This window comes from Streptomyces sp. NPDC047841 (genome assembly GCF_040704085.1).
Lineage (GTDB): Bacteria > Actinomycetota > Actinomycetes > Streptomycetales > Streptomycetaceae > Streptomyces > Streptomyces argyrophylli.
In genome coordinates, this window is the sequence record NZ_JBEYRP010000007.1 from 126,974 (window position 1) to 144,224 (window position 17,251).

The 17,251-nt window shown below is 71.6% G+C and carries 13 protein-coding genes; 2 read left to right on the forward strand and 11 right to left on the reverse strand.

What is annotated here, in order from left to right; all coding sequences use genetic code 11:
* The first annotated feature begins 78 nt into the window (after positions 1–78).
* Positions 79–1,644, forward strand: coding sequence for a metallophosphoesterase family protein (locus tag AB0947_RS13070; RefSeq protein WP_366750417.1), 1,566 nt, complete (start codon positions 79–81; stop codon positions 1,642–1,644).
* A 48-nt stretch (positions 1,645–1,692) separates the two neighbouring features.
* On the opposite strand, the gene AB0947_RS13075 is transcribed toward AB0947_RS13070, so the two are convergent.
* A complete protein-coding gene (locus AB0947_RS13075) occupies positions 1,693–2,580 on the reverse strand; it encodes a DUF4429 domain-containing protein (protein ID WP_366750418.1) in 888 nt (295 codons plus the stop codon).
* Between the two features lie 78 nt (positions 2,581–2,658).
* Here AB0947_RS13075 and AB0947_RS13080 point away from each other — a divergent pair, with 78 nt between their 5' ends.
* Positions 2,659–4,260: a beta-N-acetylhexosaminidase gene (locus AB0947_RS13080; protein ID WP_366750419.1), complete on the forward strand. Its 1,602-nt coding sequence runs from the start codon at positions 2,659–2,661 to the stop codon at positions 4,258–4,260.
* Between the two features lie 63 nt (positions 4,261–4,323).
* Here the strand turns inward: AB0947_RS13080 and AB0947_RS13085 are convergent, their stop codons facing one another.
* The 10 genes from AB0947_RS13085 to AB0947_RS13130 all read right to left on the reverse strand — a co-directional run bounded on the left by AB0947_RS13085 (position 4,324) and on the right by AB0947_RS13130 (position 17,185).
* A complete protein-coding gene (locus AB0947_RS13085; RefSeq protein WP_366750420.1) occupies positions 4,324–6,093 on the reverse strand; it encodes an IucA/IucC family siderophore biosynthesis protein in 1,770 nt (589 codons plus the stop codon).
* Positions 6,090–6,635: a GNAT family N-acetyltransferase gene (locus AB0947_RS13090; protein WP_366750421.1), complete on the reverse strand. Its 546-nt coding sequence runs from the start codon at positions 6,633–6,635 to the stop codon at positions 6,090–6,092. Before AB0947_RS13090 ends, AB0947_RS13085 begins: the two co-directional genes overlap by 4 nt.
* Entirely contained in the window at positions 6,632–7,918 is a 1,287-nt protein-coding gene (locus AB0947_RS13095; protein WP_366750422.1) for a lysine N(6)-hydroxylase/L-ornithine N(5)-oxygenase family protein, read from the reverse strand. Before AB0947_RS13095 ends, AB0947_RS13090 begins: the two co-directional genes overlap by 4 nt.
* Positions 7,902–9,344: a lysine decarboxylase DesA gene (desA, locus tag AB0947_RS13100; RefSeq protein ID WP_366750423.1), complete on the reverse strand. Its 1,443-nt coding sequence runs from the start codon at positions 9,342–9,344 to the stop codon at positions 7,902–7,904. The genes AB0947_RS13095 and desA overlap by 17 nt, the downstream gene beginning before the upstream one ends.
* A gap of 113 nt (positions 9,345–9,457) precedes the next feature.
* Complete coding sequence (locus AB0947_RS13105) at positions 9,458–10,300, reverse strand: siderophore-interacting protein (protein ID WP_366750424.1); 843 nt, start codon at positions 10,298–10,300, stop codon at positions 9,458–9,460.
* A gap of 49 nt (positions 10,301–10,349) precedes the next feature.
* Positions 10,350–11,396, reverse strand: coding sequence for an ABC transporter substrate-binding protein (locus tag AB0947_RS13110; protein WP_366750425.1), 1,047 nt, complete (start codon positions 11,394–11,396; stop codon positions 10,350–10,352).
* A gap of 140 nt (positions 11,397–11,536) precedes the next feature.
* Positions 11,537–12,697: an acyl-CoA dehydrogenase family protein gene (locus tag AB0947_RS13115; RefSeq protein WP_366750426.1), complete on the reverse strand. Its 1,161-nt coding sequence runs from the start codon at positions 12,695–12,697 to the stop codon at positions 11,537–11,539.
* Positions 12,698–12,702: 5 nt separating this feature from the next.
* Positions 12,703–13,647 (reverse strand): hydroxymethylglutaryl-CoA lyase, encoded by a 945-nt coding sequence (locus AB0947_RS13120; RefSeq protein WP_366750427.1) that lies wholly within the window; start codon positions 13,645–13,647, stop codon positions 12,703–12,705.
* Complete coding sequence (locus AB0947_RS13125; RefSeq protein ID WP_366750428.1) at positions 13,644–15,557, reverse strand: biotin carboxylase N-terminal domain-containing protein; 1,914 nt, start codon at positions 15,555–15,557, stop codon at positions 13,644–13,646. Before AB0947_RS13125 ends, AB0947_RS13120 begins: the two co-directional genes overlap by 4 nt.
* Before the next feature lie 11 nt (positions 15,558–15,568).
* Positions 15,569–17,185, reverse strand: a complete 1,617-nt coding sequence (locus tag AB0947_RS13130; RefSeq protein WP_366750429.1) for a carboxyl transferase domain-containing protein — start codon at positions 17,183–17,185, stop codon at positions 15,569–15,571.
* Positions 17,186–17,251 lie beyond the last annotated feature (66 nt).

Genomic DNA, 17,251 nt, shown 5'->3' on the forward strand with positions numbered 1-17,251 from the left:
GTTCGTGAGCCGTCCATCCTGCGTCCTGCGACCCGTTGCCCGAACAGGCGAGTTTCAGACGCCATGGACATTCCTCGTATGGGAGTACCCGACAAGCTGGCCGCGCGCATGAGCATGGCCGAACAGCACGAGTACCTGCGCGCCAGATTCTCGCGGCGCACCATGATCAGGGGCGGCGCGGTCACGCTGGGCGCCGTCGCGGGTGGCGCGTTCGTACCGGGCGCCACCGCCCAGGCCGCCGTGCCGACCCGGAGCTCCGCCCCCGCCGCCCAGCACGTCGACGGCGCCCTGGTCGCCCCCTTCGGCCGCCACCTGGCCTGGGGCAACGACCCGCGCACGGAGATCACCGTCTCCTGGCAGGTCCCGGTCGCCGTCAAGAAGCCCTTCATCCGCATCGGCGCCCACCCCTGGGACCTCTCGCGCAGGATCGACGCCGAGGTCCGCACCCTCTACACCCCGGCCGGCGTCGGCGCGAGCGGCGACCACACCCAGTACTACCTGCACGCCAAGCTGACCCACCTGCGCCCCGGCAAGACCTACTACTACGGCGTCGGCCACCAGGGCTTCGACCCGGCCGAGCCGCACCTGCTGGGCACGGTGGGCACGTTCACCACCGCCCCCGCCCACAAGGCGCCGTTCACCTTCACCGCCTTCGGCGACGAGGGCGTCGGCTACCACGGCCTGGCCAACAACAGCCTGCTGCTCGGCCAGAACCCGGCCTTCCACCTGCACGCCGGCGACATCGCCTACGCCGACCCGTCCGGCGCCGGCAAGACCGCCGACACCGGCTTCGACTCGCGCACCTGGGACTCCTTCCTCGCCCAGACCGAGTCGGTCGCCAAGCAGATCCCGTGGATGCCCGCGTACGGCAACCACGACATGGAGGCCTGGTACTCGCCCAACGGCTACGGCGGCGAGGAGGCCCGCTGGAACCTCCCGGACAACGGCCCCGACAAGAAGAACCTGCCGGGCGTCTACTCCTTCGTCTACGGCAACACGGCGGTCATCTCGCTCGACGCCAACGACGTCTCCTTCGAGATCCCGGCGAACCTGGGCATATCCGGCGGAACCCAGACAAAGTGGCTGGAAGGCCAGCTGAAGAAGTTCCGCGCCGCCAAGGACGTCGACTTCGTCGTCGTCTTCTTCCACCACTGCGCCTACTGCACCTCCACCGCGCACGCGTCGGAGGGCGGTGTGCGCCAGGAGTGGGTGCCGCTGTTCGAGAAGTACACGGTGGACCTGGTCATCAACGGCCACAACCACCAGTACGAGCGCACCGACGTCATCAAGGCGGGCAAGGTCACCAAGAAGCTGCCGATCGGCGGCACGGCCTACCCCGAGACCGACGGCGTGGTCTACGTCACCGCGGGCGCCGCCGGCCGCAGCCTGTACGCGTTCTCCGCCCCGGACTCCTACGAGGGTCACGAGCACGACACCGACTCCGTGGCCTCGTTCGTCAACACCAAGGACGGCAAGGTCAACGAGACCGTCGCCTGGTCCCGGGTGCGTTACCTCAACTACTCCTTCCTGCGCGTGGACGTCACGCCCGCGCCGAAGGGCCGGCAGACCACGCTGACGGTGTCGGGCATCGCCGAGACCGGCGACCGCATCGACCACTTCACGGTGTCCCGCAAGGCCAACTAGGCCCCCGGCGGGCGGTCCTCACCGGCGCTCTCCTCGCCGGAGCCTTCCTCACAGGCGCTTGAGGACCGCCCGCTTGGCCAGGGCGAACTCCTCGTCCGTCAGCACCCCGTCACGGTGCAGCTCACCCAGCTCGCGCAGCCGGCGCAGCAGCGCGTCGTGGCCCTCCCCGGCGCCCTCCCCGGCCGGCCGGGCGGCGTCCTGCCGTACGTCCGGCTCCGCCGCCGGCGGACGCGGGGCCGAGGGGTGGGGCAGCCGCGCCTGCACCGCCGCCGCGACCAGGGCCATCAGCGGGTCCTTCTTGAAGCCCCACAGCTCGACCGCGTTCGGGTCGTACTTGGGCGGTGCGCTGACCGGAGCGCCGCGCACGAGGAACCGCAGGTGCCCGTTCTCCAGTCCGGCCGCGGGCTGCCACTCCACGCCGGTGACGTCCGCGAGGGGGATCGTGCGCGGCCCGGCCGAGGCCTTGGACGCCTCGGTCTTCCAGTTCCACTCCAGCCGCACCCGCTCCCCGTCGAAGCCCGCCGTGCCGTCCCCGGCCGAGGCGGACACCGGCAAGGACGGACCCGGCAGAAGGTACGCGTCGGCCGGCTCCGCGGAAACCCCCTCCAGCAGCAGGGCGTTGCGCACCTCGTCGGCGACGTACCCGGCGACGCCGTACCGGTCGGGCTCCACCGTCAGCCGGTACGGGTCGTGCGGCTCGGCGAGCCGGCCCCCGGTGACCTGCAGCAGCGGATCGGCGCCGTCGCGCAGCCGCAGCCTGAGCCGCCCCGTCGTCCGGCCCTGTTCGAAGGAGACACCGGCCAACGCACCGAGCGGTACGATGAGTTCACCCAGCTCACGGCGGAGCAGGCCCACGTTCTTGTCCCGGCCCGGGGTGAGGCGCAGGGCGTCCCCGTCGAAGGCCCACGTACCGTCCTTCTGGATGATCTCCGCCATGCGGGGATTGTTCCACCCGATCCGCGGGACAGTGGTCCCGACCAAGTCTGACGGTCACCCCTTCCGAAGGGAGCGCTTGTGAGACGGAACCACGGCACGACTCCCCGCCTCTCCCACGTCCTCGGTTCCCTGCTGCTGTTCGCGGCGGCCGGCGTCGTCACCCTCGGCGCGGACCGCACGGCGCAGGCCGCCGCCCCGACCCCGCTGAACCGGGTGGTCCCGGCCCCCGCCTCGGTCACGCCCGGCGGAACGCCCTACCGCATCACCCGCCAGACCCGCATCCGCGTCGACGGGTCCGCCGAGGTCCGCCGCGTCGGCGGCTACCTGGCCGGCCTGCTGCGCCCGGCCACCGGCTATCCGCTGCCGGTCACCGGCCACGGCGCCGGCGGCATCCGGCTCGCCCTGGCCCGGGGCGACTTCGGCGCCGAGGGCTACCGGCTGCACAGCGACGCGGGCGGGGTCACCCTCACCGCGCGCACCCCCGCGGGCCTCTTCCACGGCGTGCAGACCCTGCGCCAGCTCCTCCCGGCGGCCGTCGAGAAGAAGACCGTCCAGCCCGGCCCCTGGACGATCGCCGGCGGCACCGTGCGGGACCGCCCCCGCTTCGCCTACCGGGGCGCCATGCTCGACGTCTCCCGGCACTTCTTCACGGTCGCCCAAGTCAAGCGGTACATCGACCAGTTGGCCCTCTACAAGGTCAACGAGCTGCATCTGCACCTCAGCGACGACCAGGGCTGGCGCATCGCCGTCGACTCCTGGCCGCGCCTGGCCTCCTACGGCGGCTCGACCCAGGTCGGCGGCGGCCCGGGCGGTCACTACACCAAGGCCGACTACCGGGAGATCGTGCGGTACGCGGCCTCCCGCTACCTGGAGGTCGTGCCCGAGATCGACATGCCCGGCCACACCAACGCGGCCCTCGCCTCCTACGCCGGGCTCAACTGCGACGGCGTCGCACCACCGCTGTACACCGGGACCGAGGTCGGCTTCAGCTCGCTGTGCGTGTCCGCGAAGGCCACCTACGACTTCGTGGACGACGTCGTGCGGGAGGTGGCCGCCCTCACCCCCGGCCGCTACCTGCACATCGGCGGCGACGAGGCGCACTCCACCAGCCACGCGGACTACGTGACGTTCATGGACCGGGTGCAGCCGGTCGTCGCCCGCTACGGCAAGACCGTCATCGGCTGGCACCAGCTCACCGGCGCCCACCCGGCGAAGGGCGCCCTCGCGCAGTACTGGGGCCTGGACGACACCAGCGCGGCGGAGAAGGCACAGGTCGCCGAGGCCGCCCGGAACGGCACGGGCCTGGTCCTGTCCCCGGCCGACCGGACCTACCTCGACATGAAGTACACGCGGAACACCGGCCCCGGTCAGGACTGGGCGGGCCTGGTCGAGGTGAAGCGGTCGTACGACTGGGATCCGGGCGCCTATCTCGCCGGGGTGCCGGCCTCCGCGGTCCGGGGCGTCGAGGCGCCCCTGTGGACGGAGAACGTGACGGACACCGCCGAGATCGAGTACATGGCGTTCCCCCGGCTCGCCGGCGCGGCCGAGCTGGGCTGGTCACCGGCGGCCACCCACGACTGGAACGCCTACCGGGCGCGGCTGGCGGCCCAGGGCCCCCGCTGGGACGCCCTCGGCATCCACTACTACCGCTCACCGCAGGTGCCCTGGCCGGCACGCTGACCGGAAGCCGGCGGGCACCCCGCGGGACCGTACCGCGGGGTGCCCGTCAGGACCGTGGTGCCCTCAGAACCCGGCGATCGGGTTCTTGAGGGTGCCGACGAGCTGGAGCGCGCCGGAGGGGTCGGCGAGGTCCACCATCTGCCTGTTGTCGCGCAGCTGGAGACGGTTCAGGCAGGACAGCGCGAACTCGGGGGCGAACACGTCGTACTGGCGGAACCGGTCGGCCAGTCGCGGGTTCGCCTCCTGGTACTCGCGGGTGACCTCCGCGACCGTGCGCCAGAAGCCGTCCTCCTCCAGGACGCCCTCGGCGGCGAGGCGGGCGGCGAGGAAGCGGAAGAAGCAGTCGAAGACGTCCGTGAAGACCGACAGCAGTTTCCTGTCCTCGGAGACCTCGACGCGGATCCGCCGGACCTCCGGCGGCAGGGCCGCGTCCGGGTCCAGGACGGCGATCTCCTCGGCGATGTCCTTGTAGACCGCGCGCTGCACGGCCCCGTCCCGCAGCACCAGGATCGTGTTCTCGCCGTGCGGCATGAACACCAGGTCGTAGGCGTAGAAGGTGTGCAGCAGCGGAACGTAGTAGGCCCGCAGGTACTGCCGCAGCCACTGGACGGGGGCCAGGCCCGAGCGTTCGATCAGGGCGCCCGCGAAGGAGGCGCCCTCGTCGTCCACGTGCAGCAGCGAGGCCATGGTGGCGAGGGTCTCGCCGTCCCGCAGCGAGGGCACCGGGCTCTCCCGCCACAGCGCGGCGAGCATCTTGCGGTACGGCGAGTAGCGGTCGGTGGCCCGCTCGTACTCCAGGTGCCGGTAGCCGACGGCGGCCCGCTCCCGGATGATGGACAGGCCCGTCGACCTCAGCACCGGGTCGCCGTCGATCAGCCGGGCCAGCCAGTCGTTGATGGCCGGGGTCGCCTCCATGTAGGCGGCGGACAGCCCCCGCATGAAGCCCATGTTGAGCACCGACAGGGCGGTCTTCACATAGTGCTTGGCCGGGTCGCTGGTGTTGAAGAAGGTGCGTATCGACTGCTGGGCCAGGTACTCGTCGTCGCCCTCGCCCAGGCAGACCAGGTGCCGGCGGGCCACCTCGGCGGCGAAGGTGACGCTGAGCTTGTTCCACCACTGCCAGGGGTGGACCGGGATGAACAGGTAGTCGGCGGGGTCCAGCCCCTGGTCGGTGAGGACGGCGCGGAACCGCTCCACCGTCTTCTCGCCCAGCTCGCCCCGCAGGAAGGACTCGTACTCGATCCCGGCGCCGGCCGTGAACGCGGCCCGCGAGCGGTGCGCGGCCAGCCACACCAGCCGCACCGAGCTCGCCGTCTCCGGGGCGTACGACAGGTACTCGTGGACGCCGAAGCCGAGCCGCCCGTTGTTCGCGACGAAGCACGGGTGGCCCTCGGTCATCCCCGTCTCGATCGCCTGGAAGCCGCCGCGGGCCAGCTCGGCGGAGGTCACGCGGGGCTTGGTGAGCTTGTAGCAGGTGCTCGACAGGGTGGAGGAGATCTCCTCCAGGTAGACCGGCAGGATCTCGTCGCTCAGCCCCAGTGACTCCTTCAGCTCGATGAAGAAGTCCAGGGCGGCGAGCGGGAGTTCGGCTCCGTCGCGGTGCCGGGTGAGGGAGCCGGCGTCGATCTCCCAGTGGTCCAGGGCCCGCCGCACGGCGCCGAACCGGTAGGTGGTGAGCCCGTCGTCGCTGCGGACGACGTACCGGTCGCCGTCCTCCTCGGGCGTGATCAGCCGCTCGTGCGCGAACTCGGCGAGCGCCTTGCGCAGCAGCAGCCGGTTGGCTGTCGCCCAGCGCTCGGGGGACAGATGGGCCACGGCGTCGGCGAGGGTCATGCGGTCACCGCCTTCTCGAACTGCTCGCGGGTGCAGAAGCTCAGCAGCGCCCGCTTCTCCGGTGTGTCGATCTCCCGCTCGGGCACGAACCCGACGGCCGCGTTCAGCGCGTGCACGGCCGTGTTGCGCACGTCCGGCTCGACGACGACCCGCCGCACCGCCGGGTCCTCGAACAGACGGGCCATGACGGCGGTGATGACGGCCTTGGTGAACCCGTGCTCGGGGGTGTCGGTGGCCGGGGTCAGGAAGTGCATCCCGACATCGCCCGGCCGCGCCTCGTACAGCCCGGCCAGCTCCCGGTGCGCGGGGTCGTACGTCTCCATCAGGAAGACGGGAGTGCCGTCGCGCAGCCCGAGCAGCGCGTGGTGGTGCTCGTCCGCCGCGATCTCCCTGTAGGCGCGCTCGACGTCCTCCGGCCGCGCGTCCCGCATCATCCAGAAGGCCGCCTTGGGATGGGTGACCCAGGAGTGCAGCAGTCCGGCGTCCGCCGGCGGGTCGACGGGACGGAAGGTGAAGGTCGTGGTCGTGGTCGTGCCGGTCATACCGCGAACTCCTGGAAGGCGATGGTCTTCTCCACCGGGTAGTGCTCCGTGCCGAGCAGCTCACGGATGATGTACGCGTTCCGGTACGCGCCCATGCCCAGGTCGGGGCTGGTGATGCTGTGGGTGTGGACGCCGCCGTTCTGCAGGAAGACACCGCGGCCGGTGACGTCGACGGAGTAGTTGCGGGCGACGTCGAAGCGGCCGTGGCCGTCGAAGCGGAGCCGGCCCTGGACCGGGGCGAGGAAGGCCGGCGGGGTGTAGTGGTAGCCGGTGGCCAGGACCAGGCCCTCGCTGCGGATCTCGAAGTCCTTGTCCTGCTCGTCCTGGTGGAAGCCGAGGGTGTACGCGCCGTCCCGGTACGTCGCCGTGCGCAGCGTGGAGTTGGTGAGCAGCCGGGTGGGGACCGGGCGGTCGCCGCTCTCGACGTTCTTCTGATACAGCAGGTCGAAGATCGCGTCGACGAGGTCCGAGTTGATGCCCTTGAACAGGCCCTTCTGCTGCTTCTCCAGCCGGTAGCGGGTCTCCTCGGGCAGCGCCCGGAAGTAGTCGACGTAGTCCGGGGAGGTCATCTCCAGGGTCAGCTTCGTGTACTCCAGCGGGAAGAACCGCGGGGAGCGGGTGACCCAGTTGAGCCGGTAACCGTGGACGTCGATTCCGGCGAGCAGCTCGTGGTAGATCTCCGCCGCGCTCTGGCCGCTGCCGACGATGGTGATGGACTCCTTCTCCAGCAGTTCCGCCTTGCGGTGCATGTACTGGGAGGTGTGCAGGAAGTCGCCGCCCAGCCCCTGGCACGCCTGCGGCACGAAGGGGACCGTGCCGGTGCCGAGGACCAGGTGGCGGGCCCGGTAGGTGTCCCCGGCGCCGGTGCGGACGACGTACCGCTCGTCCTCGTACGTCACCTCGGTGACCGTGGTGCCGAAGCGGACGCTGCTCAGCTTGTTCGCGGCCCAGCGGCAGTAGTCGTCGTACTCGACCCGCAGCGGGTAGAAGTTCTCGCGGATGTAGAACGAGTACAGTCTGCCCTTCTCCTTCAGGTAGTTCAGGAAGGAGTACGGCGAGGTCGGGTCGGCCAGGGTGACCAGGTCCGACATGAACGGGGTCTGGAGGTGGGCGCCGTCCAGGAACATGCCGGCGTGCCACTCGAAGTCGGGCTTGGACTCCAGGAAGACGCCGTCCAGTTCGGCGATCGGCTCGGTGAGGCAGGCGAGTCCGAGGTTGAAGGGGCCGAGCCCGATCCCCACGAAGTCGTAGGTCCTGCCGTGGGCTTCAGGACGCGCGGTCAAGGGACTCTCCCAGGTACTGCTCGGCGTGGCCGGCGATCAGATCGAGGACGGCGGCGATGTCGGCCGCCCGTGTCTCAGGGTTGAGCAGGGTGAACTTCAGGTAGTAGCGGCCGTCCACCTTGGTGCCCGCGACCACGGCGTCCCCGGAGGCGAACAGGGCCTTGCGGGCTTGGAGGTTGGCGCGGTCGACCTCGGCGGGGTCGGTGACGGCGGCCGGGACGTAGCGGAAGACGAGGGTGGACAGGCTGGGCTCGACGACGACGTCGTAGCGGGGGTCGGCCGCGAGCAGCTCCCAGCCCTCCCGGGCCAGGTCGCAGACCTCGTCGAAGAGCTGCCCGACGCCGTCGGCGCCCATCGTGCGCAGCGTCATCCACAGTTTGAGGGCGTCGAAGCGGCGGGTGGTCTGGAGGGACTTGTCGACCTGGTTGGGAATGCGTTCCTCCACCATGCGGCGCGGGTTGAGGTACTCCGCGTGGTAGGTGGCGTGCCGCAGGGTGGCCGCGTCCCGGACCAGCACGGCGGACGAACTGACCGGCTGGAAGAACGACTTGTGGTAGTCGACGGTGACCGAGTCGGCGCGCTCGATGCCGTCGATCCGGTCCCGGTACTTCAGGGAGGCGAGCAGCCCGCAGCCGTACGCCGCGTCGACGTGCATCCAGACGCCGTACTGGGCGCACAGCCCGGCGATCTCCGGGAGCGGGTCGATGGAGCCGAAGTCGGTGGTGCCGGCGGTGGCGACGACGGCCATGGGGACCAGGCCGTCCCGTGCGCAGCGCTCCAGCTCGCGGGCGAGGGCGACCGTCCGCATGCGCTTGTCGTGCTCGACGGGGACGGTGACGACGGCGTCCGGCCCGAGCCCGAGCAGTTTCGCGGACTTCCTGACGCTGAAGTGGCTCGCCTCGGAGGCGAAGACGCGCAGTCGGCCGAGCGAGTGGCTCTTCGCCTCCTCCCGGGCCAGCAGCAGTGCCTGGAGGTTGGACTGGGTGCCGCCGGAGGTGAAGACGCCGTCGGCGGCCGGGCCGAGGCCGATGCGGGCGGCCGTCCAGTCGATGAGCCTGCGCTCGATGAGGGTGCCGCCGGCCGACTGGTCCCAGGTGTCCAGCGAGGAGTTGACCGCGCAGAGCACGGCCTCGCCGAGCACCGCCGGGATGACGACCGGGCAGTTGAGGTGCGCGAGGTAGCGGGGGTGGTGGAAGTAGACCGCGTCCCGGAGGTAGACGTCCTCCAGTTCGTCCAGGACGGCGGCGGTGTCGCCTAGCGGACGGTCGAGGTCGATCGCGTCGACGGTGGGGGAGAGGGCGTCCACGGTGACGCCGGTGAACGGACGGTCGGTGGTGGCGAGTTTGGCCGCCACCCGCTCGACTCCTTCGGTCACGGAGCGGCGGTAGTGCTCCGCGGTGAGGCCATTGAGCAGGTGCGAGCGCATGTGGGGGTCCTCCGAGGGGACGGTCCGTGCGAGATCAACTTAGGTTAGCCTAACCTAACTTCCAAGGTGCGGGACATGCCGTGGCCCGTGACCGATGCCACGGCACGTCAGGTTTATTCCGCGGCCCGGAGCTGTTCCTCCGTCATCCCCTGCCGCCAGTAGCCGACGAACGTGACACGCCGCCGGTCGACCCCGCGCTCGGCGACGAAGTGCCGCCGCAGCGCCTTCACCTGGCCGGACTCGCCGGCGATCCACACGTACGCCCGCCCGGCGTCCGGCAGGGGGGCGGCTCGTACGGCGTCGACGGTCATGGGGGACCCGTCGCGCCGTACGAGCCACGTGATCTCCGCGTCCGCCCGCGTGCGCACGTCCTGGATGTCACCGGCGTGCGGCACCTCCAGCCAGGCCCGGACCCGGGTGCCGGCGGGCAGGGCTTCCAGGATCGCCGTCGCGGCGGGTACGGCGGTCTCGTCGCCGCACAGCACGACGGGACCGGTGTCCCCTGGCGGGCGGAACCGGATCGCCCGGTTGTCCGCGACGGCCGGGCCGAGCAGCAGCACGCGGTCACCGGCGGCGGCGCGGGCGGCCCAGCGGGAGGCGGGACCGGCGGGCGTGGCCGCGCCCGGCTCCACGCCGTGCAGGGCGAAGTCGATGTCGATCTCGTCGGGGTCGCGGCGCAGGGCCCGGAGCGTGTACGAGCGCATCACCGCCCGCACGTCGTCCGGGAGTTCCCGCCACCCCTGCCACCAGCCCTCGCCCAGCTCCAGCGGGACGACGGGTTCGCTCTGCCCGGGATGCGGCAGGAAGAGCGACAGGGACTGGTCCCGCCCGTCGGAGTGGAAGGCGTGCAGATCGGCTCCGCCGAAGGTGACCCGGACCAGGGACGGACCGAGCCGCCTCGTCCGTACGACCTGGAGGGAGAAGAAACGGAACGGGGCGGCTACGGCCGTCGTCATGTGTGGCTCCTGAGAGTGGGGTCAGGGCTTTGTCCGGGGTGCTTACGGGTCAGCTGACCTTCTTGGCCTTCTCCAGGGCCTCCGCCAGGTTCGTCAGCAGCGGCACGCACTTGTCGTAGGACAGGATCGGCTCGGGGGAGCGGGCGATGACCTGACCCGCCTTCACCGCGGGCAGCTTCTTCCAGGTGGCCTTGGTGATGTCGGCGGGCTGGATGGCCGAGGTGCGGTCGTCCATCATGATGATGTCGGCCTGGTACTTGTCGACGTTCTCCCAGCTCAGCGACTCGTACCAGCCACCGCCCTGCTTCTTGGCGCTCTCCGGCGGCTCCACGAAGTTCACCCCGAGGGCCTTGAAGTACTCCAGGTCGACGGAGAGGTTGGTGCCGGAGACGTAGAACAGCTGGTCGCTGGCGCTGCCGGCCATCACCTTGATGCCGGGCTTGGCCTTGGCGGCGGCGCGCAGCCGGGCGGCGGCTTCCTCGAACCGCTTCCTGGCGTCGGTGACCGCGGCGGCCTTCATGTCCGCGCCGAGCGATGCGGCGAGGTCCCACATGCGCTGGAGCGGCTCGGTGAGCTGGCGGTCGTAGACGGAGATGCCGACGCTCGGGGCCAGCTGGGCGATCTTCTTCTTCGACTCCTCGGGGACGTACCAGAGGGTGCCGGCGCTGTCGAACAGCGTGGAGACGAGCACGTCCGGGGCGAGGGAGGCGTACTTCTCGACGCTGAACTGGCCCCAGGTGTTGCCGAGGACCGTCACCTTGCTGATGTCCATGTCGCCGGCCTGGACGTCAGGCTTGCCGGCGGCGGTCTTCGTCGGGCCGAAGACGCCCTTCACCTGGATGCCGTAGTCGTACAGCGCGGCGCCCACACCGGTGAACGCGACGATGTTCGCGGGGACCTTGTCCAGCTTCACGGTCGTGCCGCGGTCGTCCTTGAAGGACCAGGGCCCGGACGTGCCGGCCTTCGCCTCCGTGCCGGAGCCGCCGTCTTTGCCCTTGTCGTCCCCGCAGGCGGCGAGCGCGGCACCGAGTCCGAGGGCGCCGCCGGCGGCGAGCAGGCCGCGGCGAGTGAGGTGGGTGGCACGGGCATGGGGCATGGGTATGACTGCTTTCGAACGGGGCGAAGCGCCCGCCGGACAAGTTCGAAGGTAGGTTAGCCTAACCTCAGCTGATGTCCAGGGGGCGGGTGACCGTCCGTCACGGGACCGGCGGCCGTGCGCCACCGGTCCCGTACCGCTCAGCTCACCAGCCCCAGTTCGCGCGCGATCAGCATGCGCTGCACCTCGCTCGTGCCCTCGCCGATCTCCAGGATCTTGGAGTCGCGCCACATGCGGGCCACCGGGTACTCGTTCATGAAGCCGTAGCCGCCGTGGATCTGGGTCGCCTCGCGGGCGTTGTCGACGGCGACCGTGGAGGAGTAGAGCTTGGCCAGGGCCGCCTCCTTCTTGAATGGCTCGCCCGCCACCAGCCGGCTGGCGGCGTCGCGCCAGGCGAGCCGGGCGGTGTGGGCCTTCATCTCCATGTCGGCGATCTTGAACTGGATCGCCTGGTTGGCGCCGATGGGCTTGCCGAAGGCACGGCGTTCCCTGGCGTACTTCACCGACTCGTCCACGCAGCCCTGGGCCAGCCCCGTCGCCAGGGCCGCGATCGCGATGCGGCCCTCGTCCAGGATGCGCAGGAACTGGGCGTAGCCACGGCCCTGTTCGCCCAGGAGGTTGGCGGCGGGGACGCGGACGTCGGCGAACGACAGCTCACGGGTGTCCGACGCGTTCCAGCCGACCTTCGAGTAGGGCGCCGCCACCGTGAAGCCCGGCGTGCCCGACGGGACGATGATCGCCGAGATCTCCGGCCGGCCGTCCGGCTTGCGGCCGGTGACGGCGGTGACGGTCACCAGTTCCGTGATGTCCGTGCCCGAGTTCGTGATGAAGCACTTCGTGCCGTTGATCACCCACTCGTCCGTGTCCGGGTCGAGGCGGGCCGTCGTACGGGTCGCCCCCGCGTCGCTGCCGCCGTCCGGCTCGGTCAGGCCGAACGCGCCCAGGACCTCACCCGAGCACAGCCGGGGCAGCCACCGGCGCTTCTGCTCCTCCGTGCCGAACAGGTGCAGCGGCATCGCGCCCAGCGAGACCCCCGCCTCCAGGGTGATGGCCACCGACGAGTCGACCCGGGCCAGCTCCTCCAGCGCGATGCCGAGCGCCAGGTAGTCGCCGCCCATACCGCCGTACTCCTCCGGGAACGGCAGCCCGAACAGGCCCATGCGGCCCATCTCCCGGACGATCTCGTACGGGAACTCGTGCCGCTCGTAGAAGTCGCCGATCTTCGGCGCCACGACATCGTGCGCGAACTCCTCCACCGTACGGCGGAGGTCCTCCAGCTCGGGGCTGAGACGGTGGTCCATGCTGATCACTGGTCCTTGTGGGAGAGAGCGCGGACGGTACGGGACGGGCTGGGCCGGCCCAGCTGTTCGGCCATCCACACGCTCGTGGCGGTCAGACGGCCGAGGTCGACCCCCGTCGCGATGCCGAGCCCGTGCAGCATCCAGACGAGGTCTTCGGTGGCGAGGTTGCCGGTGGCGGACTTGGCGTACGGGCAGCCGCCGAGGCCGCCCGCGGAGGCGTCGACCGTGGTGACGCCGTGCTGGAGCGCCGCCAGCGTGTTGGCGAGCGCCTGGCCGTAGGTGTCGTGGAAGTGCACGCCGATCACTTCCGTCGGCACGCCCCGGTCGTTGAGCAGCGCGAGCAGCTCGCGCACCTGACCGGCCGTGGCCACACCGATCGTGTCGCCGAGGCTCAGCTCGTCGCAGCCCATGTCCCGCAGGGCCGTGCACACCCGGGCCACCTGCGGCGCCGGCACCGCGCCCTCCCACGGGTCGCCGAAGCACATGGACACATAGCCGCGCACGTGCACGCCCTGGTCCTTGGCCTGCCGCACCACCGGCTCGAACACCGCCAGCGACTCGTCCAGCGTGCGGTTGAGGTTGGCCTTCGCGAAGGACTCGGTGGCGCTGGCGAACACGGCGACGCGCCCGGCGCCGAGGGCCAGCGCCCGGTCCAGGCCGCGCCGGTTGGGGACCAGCACCGGCAGGGCCACCCCGGGCAGGTCGCTCACCCGCGGGAACAGCTCCTCGGCGTCGGCCAGTTGGGGCACCCACTTGGGGTGCACGAAGCTCGTCGCCTCGATCGTGGTCAGGCCCGCGCCGGCCAGCCGCCGGATGAACTCCGCCTTCACCGCGGTCGGCACGGCCGTCTTCTCGTTCTGCAACCCGTCCCGCGCGCCGACCTCGTGGATCCGCACCCGCGCGGGCAGGCCCGGGGCCGGTACGACCATGGGCAGACCGTCGACGCTCATTCCGCCGCCTCCTTCGGGGCGATGACGGCCAGCACCTGGTCCATGGCGACCGTCGTACCCGGTGTCACGTCCAGCTCGGCGACCGTGCCGGCGTGCGGGGCGGAGATGACGTGCTCCATCTTCATCGCCTCCACCACCAGCAGGCTCTGCCCGGCGGCCACTTCGTCGCCGACGGCCACCTTGACCACCGTCACCGTGCCGGGCATGGGCGCGGTGAGCGAGTCGGCACCCGCGTGGGCCGCGCGGTTCAGGGACGCGGCCACCGGGTCGTGGTCGCGCACCTGCCAGGCGTCCCCGTCCCGGCCGATCCAGTCACCGGCCCGGTGGAAGGTGTGCCGGACGCCGTCGAGGGTGACGGTCACGCGGTCACCGGTGACGGTGTGGGTGCCCCGGGGGGTGTACGTCACCGGCTCCTGCGCCCGCAGGTGGAAGGCCGGCGGCTTCGGGGTGCCGCCGAGCCGCCAGCCGCTCGGCACGGAGAAGGGGTCGGTCCAGCCCTCCGCGCGCGGCGTGAGCCGCTCCAGGCGTACGGCCGCCGCCGCCTCGTAGACCTCCTCGGGGACGTCCGTGGGGACCAGGTCGTCCACGACCCGCTCGACCAGGCCCGTGTCCAGCTCGCCCGCGACGACCGCCGGGTGCGCGAGCAGCCGGCGCAGGAACCCGGCGTTGGTCTGCACGCCCAGCGTGACCGTCTCCGCGAGCGCCGAGCGCAGCTTCCTGAGCGCCGTCGCGCGGTCGGGGCCGTACGCGATCACCTTGGACAGCATCGGGTCGTACAGGCTGCCCACCTCGGTGCCCTCGGTGAGCCCGGAGTCGGTGCGCACGCCGTCGCCCTGCGGTTCGCCCAGCAGCAGGACCGTGCCACCGGAGGGCAGGAACCCGCGCGCGGGGTCCTCCGCGCAGATCCGGGCCTCCACCGCGTGGCCGGTCAGCCGCAGGTCCTCCTGCGCGAAGCCCAGCGGCTCCCCGGCGGCCACCCGCAGCTGCCACTCCACCAGGTCCAGCCCGGTGACGAGTTCGGTGACCGGGTGCTCCACCTGGAGGCGGGTGTTCATCTCCATGAAGTAGTACTGCGAGGGATCGCCGCCCGGGACGATGAACTCCACCGTGCCCGCGCCCCGGTACCCGCACGAGCGCGCCGCCTGCACGGCCGCCTCGCCCATCGCGGCCCGGGTCCGCTCGTCGAGGAGCACGCTCGGCGCCTCCTCGATGATCTTCTGGTGGCGCCGCTGGAGGGAGCACTCGCGCTCGCCCAGGTGGACCCCGTTGCCGTGGCCGTCGGCCAGCACCTGGATCTCGATGTGCCGGGGCCGGTCGACCCACCGCTCCACCAGCAGGGTGTCGTCGCCGAAGGAGGCGCGGGCCTCGCGGCGGGCGGCGGCGATCTCCTCCTCCAGCACGGTCATGTCCCGCACCAGCCGCATGCCCTTGCCGCCGCCGCCGGCGGACGGCTTGAGCAGCACGGGCGCGCCCAGCGCGCGGGCCGCCTCGGCGAGCTCGGGGTCCCGGCCGCCCGGCACCACCGGCACCCCGGCCGCCTGCACCGTCTCCTTGGCGCGGATCTTGTCGCCCATGAGCGCGATCGCGTCCGCCGGCGGGCCGATGAAGACCAGCCCCGCCTCCTCGCAGGCGCGGGCGAAGCCCGCGTTCTCCGCGAGGAAGCCGTAGCCGGGGTGGACGGCCTGGGCGCCGGTGCGGGCGGCGGCCTGAAGCAGCCGCTCCACCGACAGATAGCTCTCGGCGGCCGGCGCCGGGCCGATCCGTACCGCCGTGTCGGCCTCCCGGACGTGCCGCGCGTCGGCGTCGGCGTCGGAGAAGACCGCCACCGAGCGCACGCCCAGCGAGCGGAGCGTACGGATGACGCGTACGGCGATCTCGCCCCGGTTGGCCACCAGCACTGTGTCGAACACGGTTCCCCTCCTCACATCCGGAAGACGCCGAACTGGGGGTCTCCCAGGGGCGCGTTGGCACAGGCCGTCAGGGCGAGGCCCAGCACCTGACGGGTTTCCAGCGGGTCGATGACGCCGTCGTCCCAGAGCCGGGCGGTGGCGTAGTAGGCGTTGCCCTGGCGTTCGTACTGGGCGCGCACGGGCGCCTTGAACGCCTCCTCGTCCTCGGCGGGCCACTGCTCGCCGCGCGCCTCCAGCTGGTCCCGCTTGACGGTCGCCAGCACGGACGCGGCCTGCTCGCCGCCCATGACGGAGATCTTGGCGTTGGGCCACATCCACAGGAAGCGGGGGGAGTAGGCCCGGCCGCACATCGAGTAGTTGCCCGCGCCGTACGAGCCGCCGACGACGACCGTCAGCTTCGGCACGCGGGTGCAGGCGACCGCGGTCACCATCTTGGCGCCGTGCTTGGCGATGCCGCCCGCCTCGTAGTCCTTGCCGACCATGAAGCCGGAGATGTTCTGGAGGAACACCAGCGGGATGCCGCGCTGGTCGCACAGCTCGATGAAGTGGGCGCCCTTCTGGGCGGACTCGGAGAACAGGATGCCGTTGTTGGCGACGATCCCGACCGGGTGGCCGTGGATGCGCGCGAAGCCGGTGACCAGGGTCTGCCCGAACTCGCTCTTGAACTCGGCGAACCGGGAGCCGTCGACCACGCGCGCGATGATCTCGCGGACGTCGTAGGGGGTGCGGGAGTCGACGGGGACCGCGCCGTAGAGCCCGTGGGGATCGACCTTGGGCTCGGCGACGGGCACGACCTCCCAGGGCGGGGACTGCCGGGCCGGGAGCGTGGCGACGATGTTCCGGACGGTCCTCAGGGCGTGCGCGTCGTCCTCGGCGAGGTGGTCGGTGACCCCGGAGACGCGCGAGTGGACCTCGCCGCCGCCCAGCTCCTCCGCCGTGACGACCTCGCCGGTGGCCGCCTTCACCAGCGGCGGGCCGCCCAGGAAGATCGTGCCCTGGCCGCGGACGATCACGGCCTCGTCGCTCATCGCCGGGACGTACGCCCCGCCGGCCGTGCAGGAGCCGAGCACGGCCGCGATCTGCGGGATGCCCGCGCCGGACATCCGGGCCTGGTTGTAGAAGATCCGCCCGAAGTGGTCCCGGTCCGGGAAGACCTCGTCCTGCATCGGCAGGAAGGCCCCGCCGGAGTCGACCAGGTAGACGCACGGCAGCCGGTTGTCCAGGGCCACCTCCTGCGCGCGCAGGTGCTTCTTCACCGTCATCGGGTAGTACGTGCCGCCCTTGACGGTGGCGTCGTTCGCGACGATCACGCACTCGCGCCCGCTGACCCGGCCGATCCCGGCGATCACCCCGGCCGCCGGGGCCTGCCCCTCGTACATCCCGTCGGCCGCGAGCGGGGCCAGCTCCAGGAAGGGCGAGCCCGGGTCGAGCAGCGCGTCCACCCTGTCCCTCGGCAGCAGCTTGCCGCGCGCGGTGTGCCGGGCGCGGGCCTTCTCGCCGCCGCCGAGGGCCGCCGCGGCCAGCTTGGCGCGCAGCTCCTCCACGAGGGCCAGATGCGCCTGTTCGTTGGCCCGCCAGGCCTCCGACGCGGGATCTGCCGCGCTGTGAAGCTCCGGTGCCTCCTGCATCCTGCGGTTCCCCTCACCGGTGATCGAACCTGTTAATGAGCGTTAACCATCACCATCAGGTTAACG